Origin of the sequence: Trichocoleus sp. FACHB-90 (assembly GCF_014695505.1) — a bacterium.
Classification (GTDB): Bacteria; Cyanobacteriota; Cyanobacteriia; order Cyanobacteriales; family FACHB-T130; genus Funiculus; species Funiculus sociatus.
On the sequence record NZ_JACJOK010000099.1, the window covers coordinates 1 to 21,563 of the forward strand.

Genomic DNA, 21,563 nt, shown 5'->3' on the forward strand with positions numbered 1-21,563 from the left:
TTGGGTCGCCAGTATTTAGGGAAAACTGCCATAAGGAGTCGCCATTGGATGCAAATTATGAGCTTGATTCTCATTAATATATAAATACTGAGTATTTATACTCAATATTTGAACTATGATTCACTTCTACACTTAAAGCCACTGTCTATGTGACAGTTGTGGGTGCGGAATGTGGGATAAAAAACGATTTGATATTAAAGAAATGTTTAGGGATTTTAAGAGTGGTGATTATAATTTAGAAAGTACAAATGTCTCAGGAGAACGGTTAGTATCCCCAATTTTATTAATAGCGCTTGCTTATACTGGAGCCACAATTCAAGGACAAAAAATCAAACGCCAAGCTATCCAGAAATATATCGGTCGTGTTAAAGAATATGGGCGCATAGCTCGGCGGCATAGCAGTTTTTATATCGGATTATATGGGCTTGCCTTGGGTGAATTTTATAGAGAATTGTGGGGAATTAGTCGAGTCATTATTGAGATTTAATCCTAATAAGCGAAAGTATTATCAACAAGGGCGGAGAGCTATGAAGCTTATTCTATCTCCATTCTAGCTATTTTTGTCGCCCCCTCAGCTTTTCACCTCTATTGAAGAACTTAAATATTTATTACATCGACTTTTAAATGAAGGTGAGTTAATTATTAAGTGGGAGCGTAAGCTCAAAAACAAAGGTAATTCTATTAACGTAATTTAAAAGCGCAACAGCTTATCCAAGCATTCATGGGGTCATCAAGTGTTCATAAGTTGCTTGCCTCGTTGTCGCCGCGGTTTGACTGCAATCGCTGGTACAACTTCAGCGCCGCCGCGATCGCATCCGAGCCTCATTGCATCTGCCTGAGTGCCAGGGTTAGATTTTCTTTGTGCCCCTTGCTTGATGGACGGATTCACGGGCACGGGTTTAGGGTTTAGGCGGATTGAGACGGAATTTTCCGTTACTGCTTTTTCGGGAACGTGGTTCAAGCGATCGCGTTAAGCCCATTGCCGTCATCTCCCAAAGCTGCGCCCTCTTCTAGCTGGGAATCAATGCCCAAATTGCCTGCTTCGTCTGCTGCCGGAAGTCTCGGAACATCCCGAATACTGCAACCACTACCTCTGGAGAATCTGCGAGCATCAAGTAGTTTGCACACTCTTCAACTTCTTCAGGGGTGAGTGCGAGTCCTCCCCCCGCGCTCCCCTCGTTGATAGGTTAGGAGGTAGTTTGGTCGTCTAGTTTGTCTAAATACTCTTTATTACCACCAGACGTGGCGGTTTGCCATAGATTCAGACAGGATGTTAACTACTAACGGCGCTTAGGTAGATACCTGATTACCTTCTCCACTAACTGAACATCACTCTGGTTCAACTAGAACGCAGCCGACAAATTTTACCCTAAAGCCGATTGTAGAAGCCCAAAACTGAGCAAGGGGTGACAATAGGACAGTGGTACTCAAGGCAAAGCACCCGCTCTGACTCGCTATAGTTCTTGGTCTACGTAGTTTCGTGCAAAGGTAATTAAGTTGTTACAGCATTCTCGCCAGATGTGGCTCTACCTGGGTTTGGTCATTTTGACTAATATTTTGATGGCTGGGACAGCGCGCTCACAAACAGTTGATCCGGCTATTGCGCCCAACCTTGTCACCCCGCCGCCACAGGACACATTACCACCTTCTCCCTCAACGTCGCCAACGCCTCCCCTACTACCTCCGCTGTTAAACCCATTACCGTCTCCTCCCGCGACTACAACTCCCGAAGAATCATTGGATAATGCTCCCGGTACCATCAACGTTGACCGTTATCAGGTCATCGGTAGCACAGTATTCACCCGCGAAGACTTTGAAAAGGTAACGTATCCCTTCACTGGAGAGAACATCACTTTTGACCAACTGCTGCAAGCGCGTTCTGCGGTGACTGAACTCTATAAAAATCGAGGATACATTACTTCTGGAGCTTACATTCCACAAAATCAAACAATCCAGATCGACGGGGGTGTGGTATTAATCCAAGTGATTGAGGGTGGATTGGAGGGTATCAAAGTGACAGGTACCCAGCGACTCAACCCCAACTATCTGCAATCGCGTTTAGCTATAGCCACATCAAAGCCTTTGAATAAAAAACGTCTGCTTGAGGCTTTGCGTTTGCTCCAACTCAATCCCCTGATCGAAAACCTGTCTGCTGAACTATCAGCAGGAACCCAACCAGGGATGAGCTTACTAGAGGTGAGGGTAAAAGAAGCAAAAACCTTTCTCACCGAAACAGCAATTGATAATGAGCGATCGCCTAGTATTGGCAGCTTTGAACGCCGATTACAACTTACTGAAGCCAATTTACTTGGACAGGGGGATGGTGTCAATATTGCCTATACAAATACAGATGGTAGCGATAACCTAGATGTTAGCTATGAGTTGCCTTTCAACCCCCGCAACGGCACCCTCCGCTTCAGCTATGGCACGACATCGAGCAATGTGATTGAACGTCCTTTCGAGCGGTTAGATATCAAATCTGCCTCGCGCTACTACGAACTGACACTGCGCCAGCCAATCATTCAAACCGCCACGCAGCAATCTACCCAAGAATTAGCCCTCGGTTTAACAGCTTCTCGGCGAGAAAGCGAGACTTCCCTATTAGACATCCCCTTCCCCCTTTCGCCGGGAGCTGACGACCGAGGACGGACGCGGTTATCAGCACTCCGTTTTTTTCAGGAATGGACGCAGCGGAACAGTCGAGAAGTTATAGCGTTACGTTCTCAATTTAGTTTCGGGCTGGATGCGTTTGATTCCACCATTAATGAAACTGCTCCCGACAGTCGCTTTTTCGCTTGGCGCGGGCAAGGACAATGGTTTCGTCGCCTCGCTCCAGACAAGTTCTTGTTGGTGCGTGCTGATGTGCAATTAGCAGATAGAGCGCTCATGCCTTTGGAACAATTTGGACTAGGCGGTCAAGCCAGCGTGCGGGGCTATCGTCAAGATATCCTGTTGAGCGATGATGGTATATTTGCATCTGCTGAGTTGCAGTTACCCGTTTACCGCACTTCTAGTGGGCAAGGTGTTTTACAAATTGTCCCGTTTGTCGATTTTGGTACTGTCTGGAATAGCTCTGGTAGAGCTGAGACGAATTCTAATACTTTGGCATCTGTTGGTTTGGGCTTACAGTGGCGACACGAGCGTTTGAGCGTTCGCATTGATTGGGGTGTCCCTTTAATTGAGCTACCTTCGAGGAATGGAACATGGCAAGAGAATGGTTTGTATTTCTCTGTCAGATACAATCCCTTTTAAAGTAAGTCCTTTTAGGAGCAACTTTGACGCTATTAATTGTTGTGCCGGGGCATAAAGCGGTGTCGTATGTGATTGCTCGTCTTACCTAAGTTCCAAACCTAGTATGAGACGGCACGAATGAGCCTATTATTTAGGGGGATAGTTGAGTGGAGCTAGATGAGTCATGTCCAGGCTGTAAGCAGCCCCTTTATCCCCTCAGTCGGAGCGAACGAGAAGCATTAGAGAAATTGCTAAAACGCTCCAGCACGGGTTAACAAATCGCCATGCGAGCCAAGATTATCCTGCGGGCTGCTACGGGTGAGGGACATGGAGAGATTGCCCGTGGTTTAGGCATCAGTCGTGATATGAGTCAGGTTATGGCGACGCCGATGGCTAGAGCTTTCAGGGCGTGAGGTGCCGATAGGTGAGCGGCTGCAAGATGCACCTCGTTCTGGGGGACTAGCTACCTTTAGCATTGAGCAAATTACCCACCTTTATGCCTTTTGAGATGGAATTGTGTGTTGGAGTGTCAGCACTCACCCAATTCGCCAAATTGGTCATGTGATGCAATGAGTGCTGTGTGCAGGATGAACTCATGCGTTGCTCTACCTTTTTCTAGTTCAGGCGGCTTCTTTTATCCGAAGCGTCTTTTTGATACGAAACCTTATACTCAACTGGTCAAAGCTTTTTAAAGTCAACGTTATTCCCTGTAAAGGTGACAGCCAAAATACTTGAACGACCTAAGCGGACGCTCTTTGTAGTTCTGGCTTTGGCACTCTCAATGTTCATCTATACTTGATACGGCCACGGACGCTCCCCGTGTTTGAAAGTCTTAAGTGTCACGGCGCGTGACCTGAGTCTGAGCCACCTGACAGGAATTCGGACTGGTAGCTAATTACTGGCAAATCATCTTCGGACTATCCTCTCCAAAGAACGGTGCTCCCTTAAGTCTTAGCTAGGCTCAAAAGCTTCCGCAGGAATTTCTCTCAACAGCAGTAGTTAAACCAGATCGATGTTCTAGTTGTACTAAACGCCTTTGAAAATCTTTGTAACAATAAACAGCGTTTCGCATAAAATTTGTGTTTCGTATCTGAGAAATAGATAGAGGTTCGCATCGGCTGTTCAATAACTTTTGGTGTCTTAAATGAATAAGACGGCGTTTGATGAACTAGATGAGCAACTTAAACAGCTAGCCAAGAGCGCCCAGCACCATCCACCGTTGACTCAGGGACGGCAGCTAGCTTTAAGGAAGCTCCTTAATGGAATTCTGCAATCAGGCAGACTTTGCTATCCGCAGCGGGGTCAATTTTCAGGTGTTTATGAAGATATTTATGATGAGGCACGACAAGAACTGTTACTTTATATTTGCCAAAACATTGACAAGTACGACCCGGAACGTGGAGGCGTGATGGCATGGGCCAATGTTCTCTTGGAGCGGCGATTTTTTAAAGAAGCCATTCCGAAAATCTTAGGCAACCCCGGCATTCAAAAAATGACCCTTGCAGACTTGGATAATTTTGCAGTACCGGAATCACCTCCAGTTCTCAATGAAATTCTTACCGAATATATAGAATCAGACCCGGAAAAGCTTTTTCAAAAGGAACATATAGAAAATCATCCAGAAGCTAACTTCCGAGCCTTAGTGAGACGGCGAATTTTGGGAGATTCCTGGAAACAAATTTCAGCAGAGCTTGGTATGAAAATTCCAACTCTTAGTAGTTTTTATTACCGTTGTTTAAATAAATTTTCTGCTAATTTGAAAGAATATTATCTCAATAATATTGCTTAATTCAGAGACAAAAAATGATGGAAAACCTATCGGAATCTTTAACTTTCACCGTACCTCTAAGCTCGGATGCCCACCGCTTCGCCGAACAGTTTCGCAGACAACAAAGCAATCAGAAGAAAGCCAAACAGGTTTATCTCAATACGTTGGCGGTATCTGCCGTGAATTTCTATTTGAGTTGTATGGGAATAAAGACTGATTGGGAAGCTAGTCAGAGCCGTAACCCAGTGATGCAAACCTTTATGGATGTCGCCGATTTGTCCATCCCCAATAAGGGTAAATTAGAGTGTTGTCCCGTCTTGCCAGATACCTCTGTCGTCCAGATTCCGCCAGAAGTTTGGTCAGATAGAATTGGTTATGTCGCCGTACAGTTTGACAAATCGTTGAGAGAAGCGACGCTACTAGGATTTACTCCAACGGTTCCAGAAAGCGGTGAGTTACCTGTGGACTGTTTGCGATCGCTCGAAGATTTGCTCTTACACATTCATCAGATCGGGCAATCCTTAGAAGCAGAGAAAAAACTCGCTTCAATTGTTGGTTCTGACTCTCAACCAGTTAACCTAAGCCAATGGTTCCAGAATATATTTGAGACGGGTTGGCAGTCTATATCAGCACTTTTAGGCACAGAAGAACAGAATTTAGGCTTTAGCCTGAGAAGTGCATCCAGTGCGGGTGAAACTAGCGTCAAGCGGGCGAAGCTGATTGACTTGGGGCTAAGACTGGGGAGTCAATCCGTAGCGCTGCTGGTAGCTCTAGCACCGGAGGACGAACAGAACGTGGGGGTTTTAGTGCAGGTGCATCCAGTCGGAGGAGAAACTTATCTGCCACCCAACCTCAGACTAGGTTTGCTCTCTGAATCAGGAGAAACTCTTCAGGAAGTACAATCTCGTTTCCAAGATAACTACATTCAACTGAAACGATTTCAAGGCGGAGCGGGAGAAAGCTTTAAGCTACAAGTGGCTTTCGGTGATGTCAGTATGAAAGAGGCTTTTGTAATTTGACCGCTCTTTTGTCAGACACCAATGAATAAGTTAGTTGTTTTGAGCTTGGGCAAGGGTGATTTGGGGAACGGTTTTGGAGCTGTTACAGCCCAGCTTTGGGAACAAAGCGACCCTAACCCGATGAAGTTCACAGGACGTTTACCACCAGCGCCAGAGATTCCCGAACTTTACAGACATTGGCAGTTGCTCTATAAGGCTCTGTATCAACGTCTGGATTGGTGTCCTCGTATCAAAATTCAAGAAGCCGATGTGACTAATGTTTCTGAAGTTGAATTTAGCGATTTGTGCCAGGGGTTGTCAAACAGCATTAATGCTTGGCTCAACTCGGAACCGTTTGGCAACATTAACCAGCAGTTACGAACGCACTTAGACCGAAGCGAAGAAATTCGCTTCATTGTTGAAACTAACGATAACCTTCTGCGGCGGCTTCCTTGGCATCTATGGAAATTCTTTGAAGATTACCCTAAGGCTGAAGTTGCCTTGAGCGCCCCGGAGTATCAACGACTGAAAAAATCTAACGTACAAACTCCCGGTTCTAAAGTAAAGATTTTAGCAATTCTTGGTAATAGCCAAGGAATCGATACGGGAAAAGACCGGGTTTTTCTAGAACAATTATCAGATAATACATCAACAGAATTTTTAGTAGAACCACAACCAAAACAGTTAAATGACCAGCTTTGGAAACAAGGTTGGGACATCCTCTTTTTTGCCGGACATAGTTCTAGCAAAGAAAAAGGGCTGCTTCAGCTGAATCAAACAGACGCGATTACGCTGGACAAATTAAGGAATGCCCTAAAAAAAGCAATTGAACGTGGTTTACGCTTAGCGATTTTCAACTCCTGTGATGGTTTGGGCTTGGTGCAGCATCTGGAGGATTTGCACATTCCCCAAGTAATTGTCATGCGGGAACCAGTGCCAGATGTGGTAGCTCAAGAATTTTTAAGGCATTTTCTAACAGCTTTTTCGGGTGGACAGTCTTTATATGCTGCGGTTCGAGAAGCACGAGAAAGGCTGCAAGGATTAGAGAAGCAATATCCCTGTGCAGCTTGGTTGCCAGTAATCTGCACCAATCCTGCCGCAGAACCGATGACTTGGCCAGAAAAGGGCAATGGGAGAAAGCGCGATCACTCCTTGTTGTCTAGATGGCATCGTCTGCAAACAGTGCTTCTTTTGAGTGTGGTGGTAACATCTGCGATTATGGGAGTGCGCCATCTAGGGATGCTGCAAGCATGGGAGCTTACAGCTTTCGACCAGTTAATGCGATCGCGTCCAGATGAAGGGCAAGATCCGCGCCTCCTCATCGTCACTATCACCGAAAATGATTTTCAGCTAAAAGAGCAGAAGCAGAGAAAAGGGTCTTTATCGGATCTTGCCCTGGTTCAACTCTTGGAGAAACTTAAGACACTCAAAGCGCGAACGATTGGTTTAGATATCTACCGCGATTATCCTGTAGACCCCAAACAGGCAGATTTAGCCGCTCGTATGCAAACTCAGGAGAACTTGTTCGCAATTTGCAAAGTCCGCGACCAAGAAGCCAACCATCCTGGGATTTCGCCCCCTCCTAATGTCCCGACAGAACGCCAAGGCTTTAGTGATGTTGTCAAAGACCTAGACGGTGTACTGCGTCGCCATCTATTAGCGATGAAACCAGGCCCCGCATCCCCTTGTACTGCGCCCTACGGCCTCAGCGCCCAGCTAGCATTCCATTATCTAGAGGCAGACGGGATTTCTGCCAAGTACACTCCTCAAGGCGATTTACAAGTGGGCAACGTCGTCTTTAATCGCTTGCAAGCTCATACTGGCGGTTATCAAAAAGTGGATGCGTGGGGCTATCAAATACTTCTCAATTACCGCTCCTACCACCGCACCCCTCTAGAGGTGGCCCCAACCGTCACGCTTGCAGAAGTTCTTAACGATCGAGTCAAACCTGATCAAGTTAAGGGTCGAATTGTCCTGATCGGTGTCACTGCCGAAAGCGCTCATGATTATATTCCCACCCCGTACAGTGGTAGGCAGGGGTTCTACCAAGAAATGCCAGGAGTGATTATGCAAGCGCAGATGGTGAGTCAAATTCTGAGTGCGGTCAAAGATGGGCGACCTCTATTACGAGTTTGGCCTGTTTGGGGCGAGATTCTTTGGGTCTGGAGCTGGTCTTTTGTGGGAGGTATCCTTGTCTGGCACTGTCAGTCACGACTACACCTGGGACTGGCGGCTGGAGCTGCACTCTCGGTTTTATACGTTGTTTGCTTTGGTCTATTCACCCAAGGCATTTGGATACCCCTCGTCCCATCAGTTTTGGCTTTGGTAGTTACTGGCGGTAGTTTGCTAGTCTACACGATTTCCAGAGCCACAGCGACAGTAGCATACACTGATAACTTTGAGCGATCGCCCAAATGAAGTTACCTGTTCAAACGATTAAACTTACCTTTGCGATTAGTTGGGCGCTCCTTGCCTGCACACGATTACAGGCACAACCTGTTGACCCGGTATTACTTGTGCAACGCTTGGACTTAAACCCCAGCGGACAATCAAACGAAGCATTGATATTTGCCGCACCGCTTCCACCCGCCGACATCGGGGAACCTGGTCGTCGCTCTGAAGCAGGAAGCCGTCGTGTCTGTGAGGAGATGGACGAACAGCGTTCTATGTCTGAGAAAAAGCTGCTTACTGCCTTGGTTCCGGTTTACCCGGCTTATCAGCCTCTGAATGCGGAATTGGTCTGGGGAGCGACGACCGCCGAGCATCCCACTTTCTGGTTTTATGTGCCTTATCAGCCCCCATTTAGTGGAACATTTACGCTGCGGGATAAAGATGGTAAGTTAATCTACCAGACTGATGTCACGTTACCCAAGACGCCGGGGGTTGTTAGCCTGCCCCTTCCATCCACAGCTCCCTCCTTAAAGGTTGGTGAGCAGTATCATTGGTATTTCAAGGTTTACTGTAAGCCACAACAACAACAACCACCTGTTTTTGTTGAGGGGTGGATTCAAAGAAACTCACTGAACCCTGCCCTGGAGAGTCAGTTAGAGAAAGCGACACCACGCGATCGCGTTGCCCTTTATGCCACCAACGGTTTTTGGTACGAGGCGTTGACTGTTGCCTCCCAGCTTCGCCGTACCGATCCGAAAGCTCTTGATTGGGCTGCCCTGTTGCAAAGCGTTGGCTTGGATAGTATTGCAAAAGAGCCAATAGTAGAATGCTGCATCCCTACTAACAATTAAGAATTAAAAAAACGAAGAAATATCTTCGTTTTTTAATTTTTTAAAGCCAATTACCCAATAAAATGTAGGGTGCCCAAAACATCGGACGTTGAAATTGAGGATTCTTTAAAAGAGCCAGCTGAGCGTGACGCAGTGCTTCAGCTTTAGGTAATGCTTGATTATTAGTTAACTCTCGGTAAAACTGGCTCATCAGGAGAGCGGTAGACTCATCATCCACGTTCCACAGAGAAGCTAGGGTACTACGCGCTCCCGCCCGCACCGCTACTCCAGCGATTCCTAAAGCTGCCCGGTTGTCGCCAGCAGCTGTTTGACAGGCGCTAAGAACGAGTAGTTCAATAGCATTGTTGGGCTGGCTTTGGTCTCTAGTTCGCAGTAAGTTATTCAACTCGTTGACATAGATGCGCTTATCCCAAGCGACAATAAATGTCTTTGAAGCCTGAGAGCTGAACTGACCGTGAGTTGCAAGATGAACTACAGGGAAAGGCAGCGAGTTAACCCGCTCTTGCAGAGCCGTGCTGGTAAACTCTTGATTAAGAAGTACCTTACTGGATACTTCAGACTGAATTTCCTCTAATTCGCGCTTCACGTTGGGTAGTGCAGAAAATCCCGAACGTGGTTCACTCACTCCGGCGACTATTGCCTTTAATTGTCTCTGCTTTAAAGGTTTAGGGTCTATCAGATGCAGACCAGGGGTTAGGGCAACGCTGTAGTTTTCCACGAGATACTGTTTACCGTCGTAGAGAGCCGCCATTGGGATATTCCGCAAGGAACCATCTAGTACAAACACTAACTTTTTGACATTACTTTGGGCTAAATTTGCCGCAGCAGGTTTGATCAACCAGTTATATACCTGTTGGGACAAGGTTTTAACTTCTTCAGTTGCATCAGGTTCTGTTAGTTGTTGCCGTAGCTCGTTTAGAATGCTTTCTGCTTGGCTTTCGGCTATAGGAGTGGAGTAGTGGTACAGGTCTTTTTGCTGGGATACTTTGAGGATAACCTCTAGCCGGTCTGGCAAAATAATTGGATAGATGATTGCTGTTGAATTTTCTTGGTCAACTACTTTGTCAATCTCCACTGTTGCTTGTAAGCAGGCTTCCCGCAAGAAGTTGTCTAGTTCTGCCAACTGGAGAGCTTCAATGACTTCACGGGCTTTTATAAAATTGTCTTGACTGGGTTCGGAAGTTCCTACAGGTTGCAAGAGCAAATCAACTAGCTGTCGATAGACGGGTTCCACACTTTCCCGAAAGGAAAACTGAACCTCTGGGTTGATAGCGACCAAGTCGCGGCGGAGAAACTTGAGAGTGTTGAATGCTTCCGTGTAAGCTGCGATCCCTTGTTGAATATTTCCCTGAGCCTTGAGTAAACGTCCTAACTGCCATTGCCATTGATAGGCAATATCCGGATCATCAATACTTTGGGCTAGAAGCCGGGCTTGCTGGGTGAGGTCAAAGGCATTAGATAACTGCCTTGTTTGTTCGTACAGCCCGCCAAGAGTGCCTAAGGCATAGGATTCTGCTCGCTGGTCTTTGAGGCTTTTGCTCTGCTGGACAGCTGTAGCTAGCAGTTGAGCGATGTCCGTTGTTGGTTGTCTGTTGCTTCCGGAATCCCGCAGCCCCCCAGTCCCTAGCTTCATCAGGCTTTGGGCAAAGTTAATCCGGGCGTAAACCGCCATTCGACTAGCGGGTAGATTGCTAATTTGAGACTGGATTTGGGGCAACAATGTATAGGCAGCGCTCAATTGCTCGTTTTCCAACAATAGGCTCAGCTGATTCATCTGAGACTGGATGAGCGTAGCGGGTGAGACGGATGTGAGGGCAGCCTGCTGGTAAAACTCCAAAGCGGCTTGGGTATCTTGTTGGGCGCGGGCTGTGTTGCCTAGACTGAGCAGGGCATCGCTGATAGCTTGAGGAGATTGCACTCGCGTAGCCACTTCTTTACTCTGCTGCAAGATTTGCCGGGATTGCCCTAAATCGCCAACGACTCGAAGGACGTTGCCGAGGCTCCGCAGCCCTGTAACCTTGAGAAGGGAATCGGGTTGTTTTTCCAGAAGTTGAGTAGTTTCGGTTAACGTCTGCTGGGCCAGACGGTAAAGCCCCAAAGCTTGAAGGGCTTGGGCTTGGTTAACACGGCTACGAGTTATCCCTAAGGTGTCGCCTACTTGTGCATAAATGTTAGCTGCTTGCTGCCAAGTAGTTAGGGCTTCTTGAGATTTCGAGAGTGCTAGTTGCAGGCGACCTTGAACATCTAGGGCTTGGGCGAGGAGAAGCGATCGCTCTTTCGAGGTGCCGAGATTTTGTCCGGTCTGTAATAGATTTAGACTTTGGGCGATCGCTTGAGATGCTTCAGTCCACTGTCCAAGTTGCTGATAAGCTAGGGAGAGATTGCTCAAGGACATGGCTGCTTGAAGTCCATCCCCAGAGGCTTTGAAGTCAGTAGCAGCTTGTTCCCAGAGGGAAGCTGACTCAGAAAACCGTTCTGCTTCGTAGAGTTTTCTAGCTTGTCGATCTATCTCTTGGGCATCGGGTCTACTTTGGACAATGGTGTTTTCTGCAACCATATAGGCAAAAGCGGGCGGCAATATTGCCGTACCCAAGAACATAGCCAAAAGGAGCGGTAGGGTTAAGAGGCGGTACGTTCTTGCCTGCACGTACTTCAGCAGGCGACGGACTCTACGGAAAAATACAGACCGTTTTCTTGTCATGTTCTTGCCTTTGTTCGCAGAGTGTCTTTGCTGGAAAAAGCAGTGGTGGCGAAAAGAATGCTCCAACTGCAACAAGTTGTGAATTTAGTTGCTCAACTACTAGACATCTCCAAAAATTAAATATCGACTCAGGCAGGGCAAGGGTTTCAGATTAATTTTCGGAGATATCTGCTACATCAAAGCTTAGGGTTCGACTGAAGCGCACTGCACTCAGGTGGCCTCTGCCAAGAACGATGGGGCGTGACGGTGGGCGCATTCGCTATGAGTACCACTTTGCCATTGGCACCCCTTACCCACCCCTGAGCTTCTACGAGAGGAACTGGTGTGGGCCTAGTTGGATTCGTGGAAATATTTGGAATAGAGCGGTTCTCTATTCTAGGGTTGAGAGTAACTAAATCTACTTGAACGGCATCAGTGCTGAGTGCTTCACCCGGATTCGGTGGCAAGCCGCCGCGACCAGTGATAATAAATTCGCTTTGAGCTTGACTTCCACCTGCGCTACAACCCTGTGCTACTTCAGTATCAACTGGTATGGTTGGCAAGTTGACTAATCCACGGCTGGGGTCAACATCAGGCGTATTGATTTCCACAATCCCTCTGAACTCAGATCCAAGTTCAGACGTGGCTGTGATGTCACTTTGGGGTGTCTCTTCTTCCCGGAATTCTGTACCCCAAATGCCTTGAGCGGTGATAAAGACCCGACCCCCGAAGGCATCTTCGGCATTGGCACTGATGTTGCTATCTTCTAAGGCGGCTATGACACCAGTATCAATGCTAATATTGCCGCCAGTAGCTGTGCCAGTGGCGTTGGTGGTGATATTGCTGCCACGACGCAACACCAATTCCTGAGAAAGTAGTGTGATATTTCCCTGCCCTTCTGGGCTGTCAGGCTTTTGGCTTCTGGTGTCAGCCTCAAGGCGTGCAGCAGTGTCTAGACGGATAGAGTCAGCTTGTATCCAAAGGTCGCCTGCATCCCCTGACCCTTCAGTACTCACAGCGACTTTACCTCCCTCGCGGACAATCAACTGTTCAGTCGTAATCCTTAAGTTTCCCCCCTCACCTGTGGGGTCAAGATTAGGAATTTGAATTGTATCAGCAAATACCCCACTAGCCGCGTCAGCCTGATCGAGCCTTGACGGATCAGTCTGTTGGGCAAGTCGCTCATTGAAGGTGGGGTCAAAGCCAGAAATCGTAATGCTGTCAGTTGCATTGACAGTGATGTTACCTGCTGCTCCGGTGCTGTAGCCGGTTGTGAGTAGTTGTCCGCCACCACTAAGCTCAAGGTTGTTGGTATCAACCGTGATACTACCGCCACTAGAGACGTTCCAGGTTCGCGCACTTAAAACAGCTCCATTCGCTAGGCGCAGGACATTAGTAGTAACTGTAATATCACCGCCCTCACCCGTGGCTGGTGTCCTGGTGCCACTCAACAACCCACTCGATAATTCATTGCTCCCCAAGCCATCAAAGGAGAGGGTATCCGAGGCAGTAATCCTGATGCTACCCCCATCCCCCTGTGCAAAAGTTTCAGCAGACACTACAGCACCATTGGTTAGCAAAAGAGATTTTGTTGTGATGCTGATGTCCCCCCCGTTGCCTACAGCTCCACGCTCCACAGTGCTGAATACACCACTCGATAATCCATTGCTCCCGACCCCATCGAAGGAGATGGTATCCAAGGCAATAATTTCAATATCTCCCGCTTTGCTCTCAGGCGACCCTAACGGTGAATTTATCCCCGCCTGAAGTTGGCTTCCTCCTGTCATATTGAAATTCTGGGCGTTGACGACAATACTCCCGCCACCACCAGCGCGTACATTCACGTTTGCACCATCAGTAAGAGATACATCGGTTCGCGTGATGCCATCGGGAAAACTTAAACGCAGGTCATTGCCATCAACATTTAGCCCAACAGTTCCTACTCCTAATAATCCTCCCAGTTCCACTCGACCTCCGGGAGCGTTCAAAGAACCGCCTTCAATCGAGATTTTCCCGGTTGAAGTGGTAGTTGGAGACACATTACCCCCAATTAGTAGCAAGCTTTGATTTTCATCAACTGCTAGAGTTCCTCTGACTTCAATGGAATTAGTCGGCTGGGCGACAATTTGATTGAATAGCAAAGCCGAAGGATTAACTATCAGCAACGGATTATCGGGAGAAACGGCTGAAGTTAGGGAAAACTCACCACCACCGGGGAATGCGATCGCATTAGCGGTTGTCCCGACAAATGAACCACCAATATCTAGCTGAGCATTCTGCCCAAATATAATACCGTTGGGATTGATGAGAAAAAGATTGGCATTGCCTCCAGCTCGAATCAGCCCTTGAATATCAGAAGGAGAGCCACCTGTAACTCTGGCTAGGATGTTGGCGATCGCAGGAGCGTTGAGGAAATCAGCAATGCCTCTGTCGGGAATGCTAAAGTTCTCAAAACTGTGGAATAGATTAGTATTGCCAGCAGTTGTCCCTCCTGTAATTTCCAAGGTTGTGCTGTTAGGAGTGACTACAGTTCCTAAGGAAGAGTCGGGAGTGATCTGGGCAAAAGTGCCAGTTCCAGAAAAAGCGATCGCCCCAGTCATCGCTAACCCACTCACTGGCCCTAACTTCCAACTCCGACCACTTTGAGCTATCACAGCAAAAGCCTCCTCCAGAGCAACAGTTGTTGAGCGAACTACAGCCCATTACTAATCAGGATAGACAGGAAAGCAAACGGTAGGATGCTGGTATAGCTACGCATAATTGCGATCGCAGTTGCAATCGTTGTTAAGTGCTATATCGCTCTAATTGAGCCAGATGCTCAATTAGAGCGATATCTCATCCGAAAAGGCTTTGTGAAATATCTGGTTCCAGAGAGTTTGGGCTTGAGCGCCTTTGTCCGTCTCCCGAAGAGCGTGTGCGCGTTTATGCACAGATGGTAGGTGTTGTGGGTGGATTGTAGTTGAGAAGACATATTCAGGAGCAAAGTATCTCAACAACTGCCGCCTATTGTCAGCAAACCCTTAACCTCGCACTTCCTCTGTGACCTTCCACCGGCTCGTGTAAAGTTTTTTAACATTCTACATAATTTGTCTGCTCAGAGCCAGAGAAGCTAATAGAGGTTTGCAAGTTTCAGCTTCGCAATAAAATCGAAATTTCCCCGGTACTCAAGGAGCATACTTATGAACTTCAACCTGAGGCACTGAAAATTATGTACAGAAAAGTTTCAGCTAAAAGGAGGTCAGACTGTATAAGCCACATTTAGCCAGAAATATTAAAAGTCACATTGTGATAATCGCACTAATTTATCTCTGGAAAAAAAGATGGTGGGAAAAGTCAGTTTCAAGTACAACCATTAACTTGACGGCAGACGGATAAACCTGAGTAATCAGCAATTGCAGTGAGTTGAACTATGGTTTTTGGCAACAGTATTTCAGATCAACGCAACCCTCAAGTCACACTACAGACAGAAGAGGAGTTGCAATTAACCAAGTTCCTGATGGATCGTGGCACAGATGCTGTTTTCTGTGTGGCACCAGACGCGCACTTTCTGTACGTCAACGATGCGATTTGTAGGTTGGTTGGGTATTCCCGTGAGGAATTGCTCTCCATGACTATGCACGACGTAGACCCAAACTTTTCGCCAAAAGTTTGGTCAGAGTATTGGAAAACTATCAAGCAGCAAGGTTCCCTCTACTTTGAATCTCTACATCTGGCTAAGGATGATCAGAGCTTTCCGGTGGAGATCGCCGTCACCTATCTGGAATTCTACGGCAGGGAGTGTGGCTATGTCTTCGTCCGCGACATTACCAGGCGCAAACAAGCAGAAGTAGAAATTCGCGCCACTCTGCAACAAGAAAAAGAACTCGGCGAACAGAGAGCGCACTTTATCTCTTTGTTTCGTCATGAATTCCGCAACCTGCTAAACATCGTCTCATTCTCTACCAGCTTACTGAGGCGTTACAGCCAGCAATGGACTGAGGAGAAAAAACAACCGTATATCGAGCGCATCCGAACAGCTGTTGAACAGCTCAGCCAGTTGTTAGATCAAGTTAAATCATCCGTAGAGCAGAAGCAGGAAAACTAACATTGACTCCAGAGCAATTGATTTAAACCCATGCTGCTGTAACTTGGTTGCAGAAATACAACTGAGCGACAGTAGCCAGCATACCGTTATCTTTGGAAGCCTTGGCTCAACAGCTTGCGTAAATGAAGAACTACTGTAGCCCATTCTCACGAATCTACTCTCGAATAGCTAGCAAATATTCCCCTTTAGATAGCACAGTTGATTTGAAACTCTCTCGCTGGGATGGAGAAGTGTTCTTTCAAATTAAAGATAGTAGAAGCGAAAAAAGTGTTAGTTTTATCGAAGAATTAGGCATTGTTATCAAACTTTGCATCCTTTAGTTTCTAGTTGTAAAGGCGTTTGCGAAGAATTCAACATGGTTGAAGAACAACGAAAAATTGATTAGAGAACTTGAAGGTTGAAGGACTCTGTTGCAAAAATTTGTGGCTGGTAGCAGAAAAAAGCGTTCCAGAAAGCTATGCCCAGCAAATTAACTATGTCAACAACAGCGTAGAGCAGAACCAGTGGTTGAAAAAATGGCTGGCTAAATTGGAACTGGGTTTCTTTTCCTTTTACATGAATCAGCAAACATTGAGAAGCTACAAAACGATGAAAAAAATCTTAGTAATCGAAGATGAGGCACAAACCCGAGATATCTATCTAGAATGCCTGGAGGCAGAAGGATTTTACACCATCAGTGCAGAAAATGGCTTTGTTGGCGTCCAGCTGACACAGGAACATCTGCCTGACTTGGTGATTTGCGACATTATGATGCCGGAACTTGATGGTTACGGTGTCCTAAGCACGCTACGCCAGAACCCTGGCACAGCAACTATTCCAGTCATTTTTCTCACGGCTAAGACGACTGAGGCGGAACGCCGCTACGGCATGGAGTTGGGAGCGGATGATTATCTCACTAAGCCCTGTACAGCCGAGGACTTATTGAGAGCGATCGCAAATGTTTGTGAACTTACATGGTGAGCAAATTGCCGTGATGAAGAACGGAGGCACTAGGTTTACTCTCATGCTGCTGTTGCACTCTTCTAGTAGCGTCAGAAGTAACTCCTCTGTTGATTTTTCCAACTGACAATAACGATCTATCAGGAGGAGACAATGAAAAAGATTCTGGTGATTGAAGATGAGGCACAAAGCCGAGATATCTATCTAGAAAGCTTAGAGGAAGAAGGGTTCAATGCGATCGGTGCAGAAAATGGTCGTGTCGGTGTCCAGAGAGCACAGGAACAGTTGCCCGATTTGGTACTTTGTGACATTATGATGCCGGAACTTGATGGTTACGGCGTTTTAAGCACACTGCGCCAAGATCCTGTTACCGCAATGATTCCTTTCATTTTTCTCACGGCTAAGGGTACCAAGTCTGAACTTCGCCAAGGGATGAATCTGGGAGCGGATGACTATCTCACCAAGCCCACTACGGTAGAGGAATTACTGGAGGCGATCGCAGTTCGACTGGAAAAACAGGCAGCCCTCAGGCAGTGGTGTGCTATTGAGTCCCAACGAATCTCAGAGCTACCATCGGCTGACACGGCGAAACCCGTAATCCCTCAGTCGATTTTTCCATCCAGCCCAAAGTTGAATGAAGTCTTCCACTTTATTGACGCCAATTATAATCAACCAATTACCCTCAAGGATGTAGCCAAAGCAGTTCGTTACTCTCCGGCTTATTTAACTGACTTGGTGCGACATCAGACGGGAAAAACAGTGAACCGCTGGATTGTCGAGCGCCGGATGGCAGAGGCGTGTTCCTTGCTCCTAGAGACTAACCACTCAGTAGATAGGATTGCCGAGGCGGTGGGCTATCAGAATGCAGGTCATTTCTTCCGCCAGTTTCGCCAATATCACGCAACCACACCTCAAGCTTGGCGCAACGCGCAGCGTAATTAGCTCAGTATCTAGCAGAACTAGCTCACGTCTTACAGGCGCTTTACGTCTCAAAAAAGTTTTTGCAAAAGACTACTTACAAAACAGCGAAAAAATCATCAATCAAGAGCGAAAAATCTGTCAATGCGATCGCGCTAACTTGACTTCTAAGCTTAGGTTTAAACGAGCCTGTCTAGACGAAGCTTTCAGGCTTAAGAACCATTAGCAGTTCTGAATGTGAGGAACGCAAGTTCCCAACAGCACGGAGCAATGATTGGTAAAGTCGCCTAGCTGATGAGGAGTCCTGTTTACTGTTCCAACTGGTGGCGAAGCTCATTGAGCGTTGCATCATTATTGAAGAGGGAAGACAAAAGGACTCATCCTTGAATAGTGCTGTAACATTGCCACAGTAGTGTTGAGGGTAAGATGTTTGGATAAGCTAACCTTAATAATTCGTAGCCGATGCCAGCTGTTCCCTGAAAGAAACCAGGGCTGTAAAGCTCTGCGGGTAGGTTGGCGAGGAGCTGAAAAGAAGTAGTTTGTTCTGCCCTATTCACAACCCAGGTTGCCTGCTTTTGGGCTATTTCTAGTAATTCCGGACGTGAAAGTTGTTGAGCTGCTACCAACATAACCTCAATGTTGCTAAAGTTTCCGCAACAGAGGTTGTCTAAGGACTGTAAACCCGACTGTTGCATTGTCTGTAAAGCTATTTCAATCTCTCGGTGAATTTCATCCGTATCTAAAATTGACAGACCACCCAAGCGAGCTAAAGCAATGCCAGGTGCGCCATGACACGAGTCAGATATGTATGAAGGTTTACTGTTCCCCATTACAACTGAACTGAAGTCTGACTCGTTGCTGGCTACCGGAGAAAAGACGCTGTGCTCGTAGGCAATGGCTTCCTCAGCCGCTGACAGAAAGGCGAAGTCTTGAGTGACGGCATACAACTGTAGCAATGTGTAGGCAATGCCAGCAGCACCGTTGGCAAATCCTGTCAATAGTTTCCCCTTTGGGGTAGCCCAGGCTCTGAAACCTACATCTGTGGCAACGCGAGTATTTAATAGATGCTTGCCCCAGGCAGTGGCCTGCGCTAGTATTACCGGGTCGGTTGTCGCTTTATGCAAGGTCAATAAGCCCAGAATGGCTCCGGCAGTGCCAGTCATAACGCCAGGTTCTTGATTAACAGCAGTATCCTCTAGTACCATCAAGCTGGCTAGTTGTTGGGCATCGTTAATGAGAGCCGCCTCACCCAGAAATTGGGCAATTTGAACTAAGGCATAGACAATAGAACCCACTCCTGTAGCGCCACCGATGCCCATCTGCTTGACCATCTTGTGCTGAAACTCAGGCTCTAAGTCCTGTAGAGTTTTACGCAGAGACTGTAAGGCTCCCAAAGCCAAGTCGCCAAATTCTGTACGCTCTGTAACAGTTGTCAGCGCTGCCAAAAACAGAGCTATGCCACAACAACCATCGAACAAGCTATAGCCCAGTGGCTGTAATTGCAACCGCTGCGCCTCAGGGATGTATCCCATACCAATCCAGGTAACACTGCCGTCAGCCCCATGAATTGCCTGTTGCTGTAGCTCTTGAGCTACAGCAACCGCCTGTTGCACCATTGCTTCTCGTGTCAAGGGAGCGATCGCATCGAGACACACCTCAGCACTCTCAAGCAGTAACGAATTGTGAGCTTCGTTAGCAATCCCTGAGTACAGTGAGCCTCGAATGATGCTAATCTGCTGTGCTAAATCTGCATCGCTAAGTTGTTGTAGGCGGGAAATCACGTCGTCGTAACTAGGTTGAGTGAGAAATTTTTCAATTGTTTGATTAGGATTAATGGCTAGCCCATCACTATCTGAGTAAGCAGTGAAATAGGGAATATCTAACTGTTCTAGAGCCTGTTGTTCCGCTTTCAGAATTCCCCAAAAAGGATGTTTGGTCTCTGAGAGTAGGAACGCTCTGCTCAGAATGTCCAACTCGATACTGCGATCGACACCTTCTCGAAGATATTTAGGGTCTAGGGACTTTTGCAGAATCGAGAAGTAAACGCTAGTGTTACGAAACACCAAGCGCACCTTCTGATGGGCGAATGCTGTAAGGGGACTACCTGGAGCTAAGAGCGCTTCTTTACGCTTCACCAAGAAGTGGTACATCTGCCGAAAGCCATCTACAAGTTCTTCGCCGTAATTATTGAGTGATCCTTTGATACCCTCTCCAAAAGGACGATTTTGTTTTGGCAGCAACTTAGTGTACTCATAAGCGATCGCCATACTGTCTGTGTTGATGTGACTCCATTTCAGTACACGGTGATGCATCTCGTGTTCGCCGAAATTTCCTAGTCCACTGAAGTCAAGCGTTAACCCTTCAGTCCCTGCATAAGGAACAAGTTGCCAACCTGGTAACAGAGCAGTACCAGCTACGGAATCTTGTAGGCGTTGATTCGCTATCGATTGAGCATCTGCATCATCTCCACTTATCCAAGTTCGGTGATGTAAGAGTGTCTCCAAATCCACTAGAACTGGCTGTTCTCCACAAGCAATTAAGTTTTCGTAATGGCAATCTGTTCCTCTTAGGACATATATGAGACACAGCATCATACCAGCCCGTTGGTAAAATCGCTTAATTTCCTGTTGGTCTTGACAGGGCGAAGCTTCCGCAAACTCCATCCAACCGTGAGTAGAACAGTTAATCACCTTGAGAAGCTTGAACGGTAAAGAAACGCCTTGTTCGTTTAACCAAGCGAGTAACTCAAAATAAGCCTGTTCCAAGCCCAGGTCTTTAGGCTTATAAACCAGCTTCAGTCCAGAAGCAAATTTGACTATAATGACGGAACGTCCACGATTATGAGAGTCAGAGAGTGCGGATTTGATCGCAACAACTTGACCTAGTTCCACGTTCCCCTGAAAGGTTTCTTGAATTTTGAGCCAGTCTGATGCTAATCGCCGAAGAAATTCCTCAGTTGCCTCAACCCAAAAGTCTACAGCTGTTGCTATTAGTCGAGCTAGGACACTGTACTCTTGAAAGAAAGATAGCAGCCCTCCGTTAAGCAAGCATTTAATAAACTCTGTGTACTGCTCCCTAGAATAATTATCTTGCAGTTGTCCAATCAAACGGACTAATGAAGAGTTATTAAAGGAGCGAAAAATCGAGAATTCTAACTCTAAACCCAAGGCAGCAAGACCAGTTGACTGTTCTAGGAGACGGCTCTCAAGCTGGGAGCGAGCTGTTTGTGAGAGTAGCTGATAATTAGAGCTACCTTGAGCAACCAATCTCTTCCTGGCTACTTCAACAAATGGCACGAGAACCTCTTCAAAAGGAAATGGCCGCTTGGAATTTAGATAGCAATGCTTCTTTGAAGCACCTTTTTCAGAAATTTCCAGGTTAGCAGCGATTTGCATTGCTTCAGTGAAAGTTTTTGCCCAACTAGGAAGAAGTTGCTCATCAGCTAGACAAACAGTTCCCAATGCACAGCTAACAGTATCAACATCTAGATCATCCCAAGCCAAGCGCTTTTCAAATTTTTGCTTGTTTCCACCTGCGACGACCTGACACCATTTCTCCAATCGAGCGCCGATCAAAGTATAATTTGTTTGAGACTCATTGGGAGTAAATTCAGCACTGAGGCGCTCAGAAATTGTGCTGGATCGCTCTACAATTTTAATCAAATCTTGCTTAGAAAACTTCATGGAAAATTTAACTCTTCAAA

Annotated in this window: 14 protein-coding genes and 1 pseudogene; 10 read left to right on the top strand and 5 right to left on the bottom strand. The window is 46.8% G+C overall.

What is annotated here, in order from left to right; genetic code table 11:
* Positions 1–178 precede the first annotated feature (178 nt).
* Positions 179–554: pseudogene (locus H6F74_RS27925) on the top strand (IS4 family transposase); the annotation flags it as partial.
* A 176-nt stretch (positions 555–730) separates the two neighbouring features.
* Here H6F74_RS27925 and H6F74_RS27930 read toward each other — a convergent pair.
* Entirely contained in the window at positions 731–895 is a 165-nt protein-coding gene (locus tag H6F74_RS27930; RefSeq protein WP_206756370.1) for a hypothetical protein, read from the bottom strand.
* A 62-nt stretch (positions 896–957) separates the two neighbouring features.
* On the bottom strand, positions 958–1,128 hold the full coding sequence (locus H6F74_RS27935) for a hypothetical protein (protein WP_190445367.1): 171 nt from the start codon (positions 1,126–1,128) through the stop codon (positions 958–960).
* A 432-nt stretch (positions 1,129–1,560) separates the two neighbouring features.
* Here H6F74_RS27935 and H6F74_RS27940 point away from each other — a divergent pair, with 432 nt between their 5' ends.
* From H6F74_RS27940 to H6F74_RS27965, 6 genes are all read left to right on the top strand, one after another.
* Positions 1,561–3,252 carry a ShlB/FhaC/HecB family hemolysin secretion/activation protein gene (locus tag H6F74_RS27940; protein ID WP_347269567.1) on the top strand — a complete coding sequence of 564 codons (1,692 nt, stop codon included), beginning with the start codon at positions 1,561–1,563 and terminating at the stop codon, positions 3,250–3,252.
* 263 nt (positions 3,253–3,515) lie between these two features.
* Positions 3,516–3,644, top strand: coding sequence for a hypothetical protein (locus tag H6F74_RS30785; RefSeq protein ID WP_277875886.1), 129 nt, complete (start codon positions 3,516–3,518; stop codon positions 3,642–3,644).
* A gap of 731 nt (positions 3,645–4,375) precedes the next feature.
* On the top strand, positions 4,376–5,020 hold the full coding sequence (locus tag H6F74_RS27950) for a sigma-70 family RNA polymerase sigma factor (RefSeq protein WP_190445369.1): 645 nt from the start codon (positions 4,376–4,378) through the stop codon (positions 5,018–5,020).
* Between the two features lie 14 nt (positions 5,021–5,034).
* Complete coding sequence (locus H6F74_RS27955; RefSeq protein ID WP_190445370.1) at positions 5,035–6,018, top strand: DUF1822 family protein; 984 nt, start codon at positions 5,035–5,037, stop codon at positions 6,016–6,018.
* 21 nt (positions 6,019–6,039) lie between these two features.
* The gene (locus H6F74_RS27960; protein ID WP_190445371.1) at positions 6,040–8,415 is read left to right on the top strand and encodes a CHASE2 domain-containing protein; all 2,376 of its coding nucleotides are present in this window, start codon (positions 6,040–6,042) and stop codon (positions 8,413–8,415) included.
* Positions 8,412–9,239, top strand: a complete 828-nt coding sequence (locus tag H6F74_RS27965) for a DUF928 domain-containing protein (protein ID WP_190445372.1) — start codon at positions 8,412–8,414, stop codon at positions 9,237–9,239. Before H6F74_RS27960 ends, H6F74_RS27965 begins: the two co-directional genes overlap by 4 nt.
* 40 nt (positions 9,240–9,279) lie before the next feature.
* On the opposite strand, the gene H6F74_RS27970 is transcribed toward H6F74_RS27965, so the two are convergent.
* A complete protein-coding gene (locus H6F74_RS27970) occupies positions 9,280–11,940 on the bottom strand; it encodes a CHAT domain-containing protein (RefSeq protein WP_190445373.1) in 2,661 nt (886 codons plus the stop codon).
* A gap of 176 nt (positions 11,941–12,116) precedes the next feature.
* Positions 12,117–14,573, bottom strand: coding sequence for a filamentous hemagglutinin N-terminal domain-containing protein (locus H6F74_RS27975; protein WP_190445374.1), 2,457 nt, complete (start codon positions 14,571–14,573; stop codon positions 12,117–12,119).
* A gap of 755 nt (positions 14,574–15,328) precedes the next feature.
* Between H6F74_RS27975 and H6F74_RS27980 the strand changes: the two genes are divergently transcribed.
* From H6F74_RS27980 to H6F74_RS27990, 3 genes are all read left to right on the top strand, one after another.
* A complete protein-coding gene (locus tag H6F74_RS27980) occupies positions 15,329–16,003 on the top strand; it encodes a PAS domain S-box protein (RefSeq protein ID WP_190445375.1) in 675 nt (224 codons plus the stop codon).
* Positions 16,004–16,393: 390 nt separating this feature from the next.
* A complete protein-coding gene (locus tag H6F74_RS27985; RefSeq protein ID WP_242022600.1) occupies positions 16,394–16,963 on the top strand; it encodes a response regulator in 570 nt (189 codons plus the stop codon).
* A 132-nt stretch (positions 16,964–17,095) separates the two neighbouring features.
* Entirely contained in the window at positions 17,096–17,884 is a 789-nt protein-coding gene (locus H6F74_RS27990) for a response regulator (RefSeq protein ID WP_190445376.1), read from the top strand.
* A 353-nt stretch (positions 17,885–18,237) separates the two neighbouring features.
* On the opposite strand, the gene H6F74_RS27995 is transcribed toward H6F74_RS27990, so the two are convergent.
* Complete coding sequence (locus H6F74_RS27995; RefSeq protein WP_190445377.1) at positions 18,238–21,543, bottom strand: type 2 lanthipeptide synthetase LanM family protein; 3,306 nt, start codon at positions 21,541–21,543, stop codon at positions 18,238–18,240.
* Positions 21,544–21,563 lie beyond the last annotated feature (20 nt).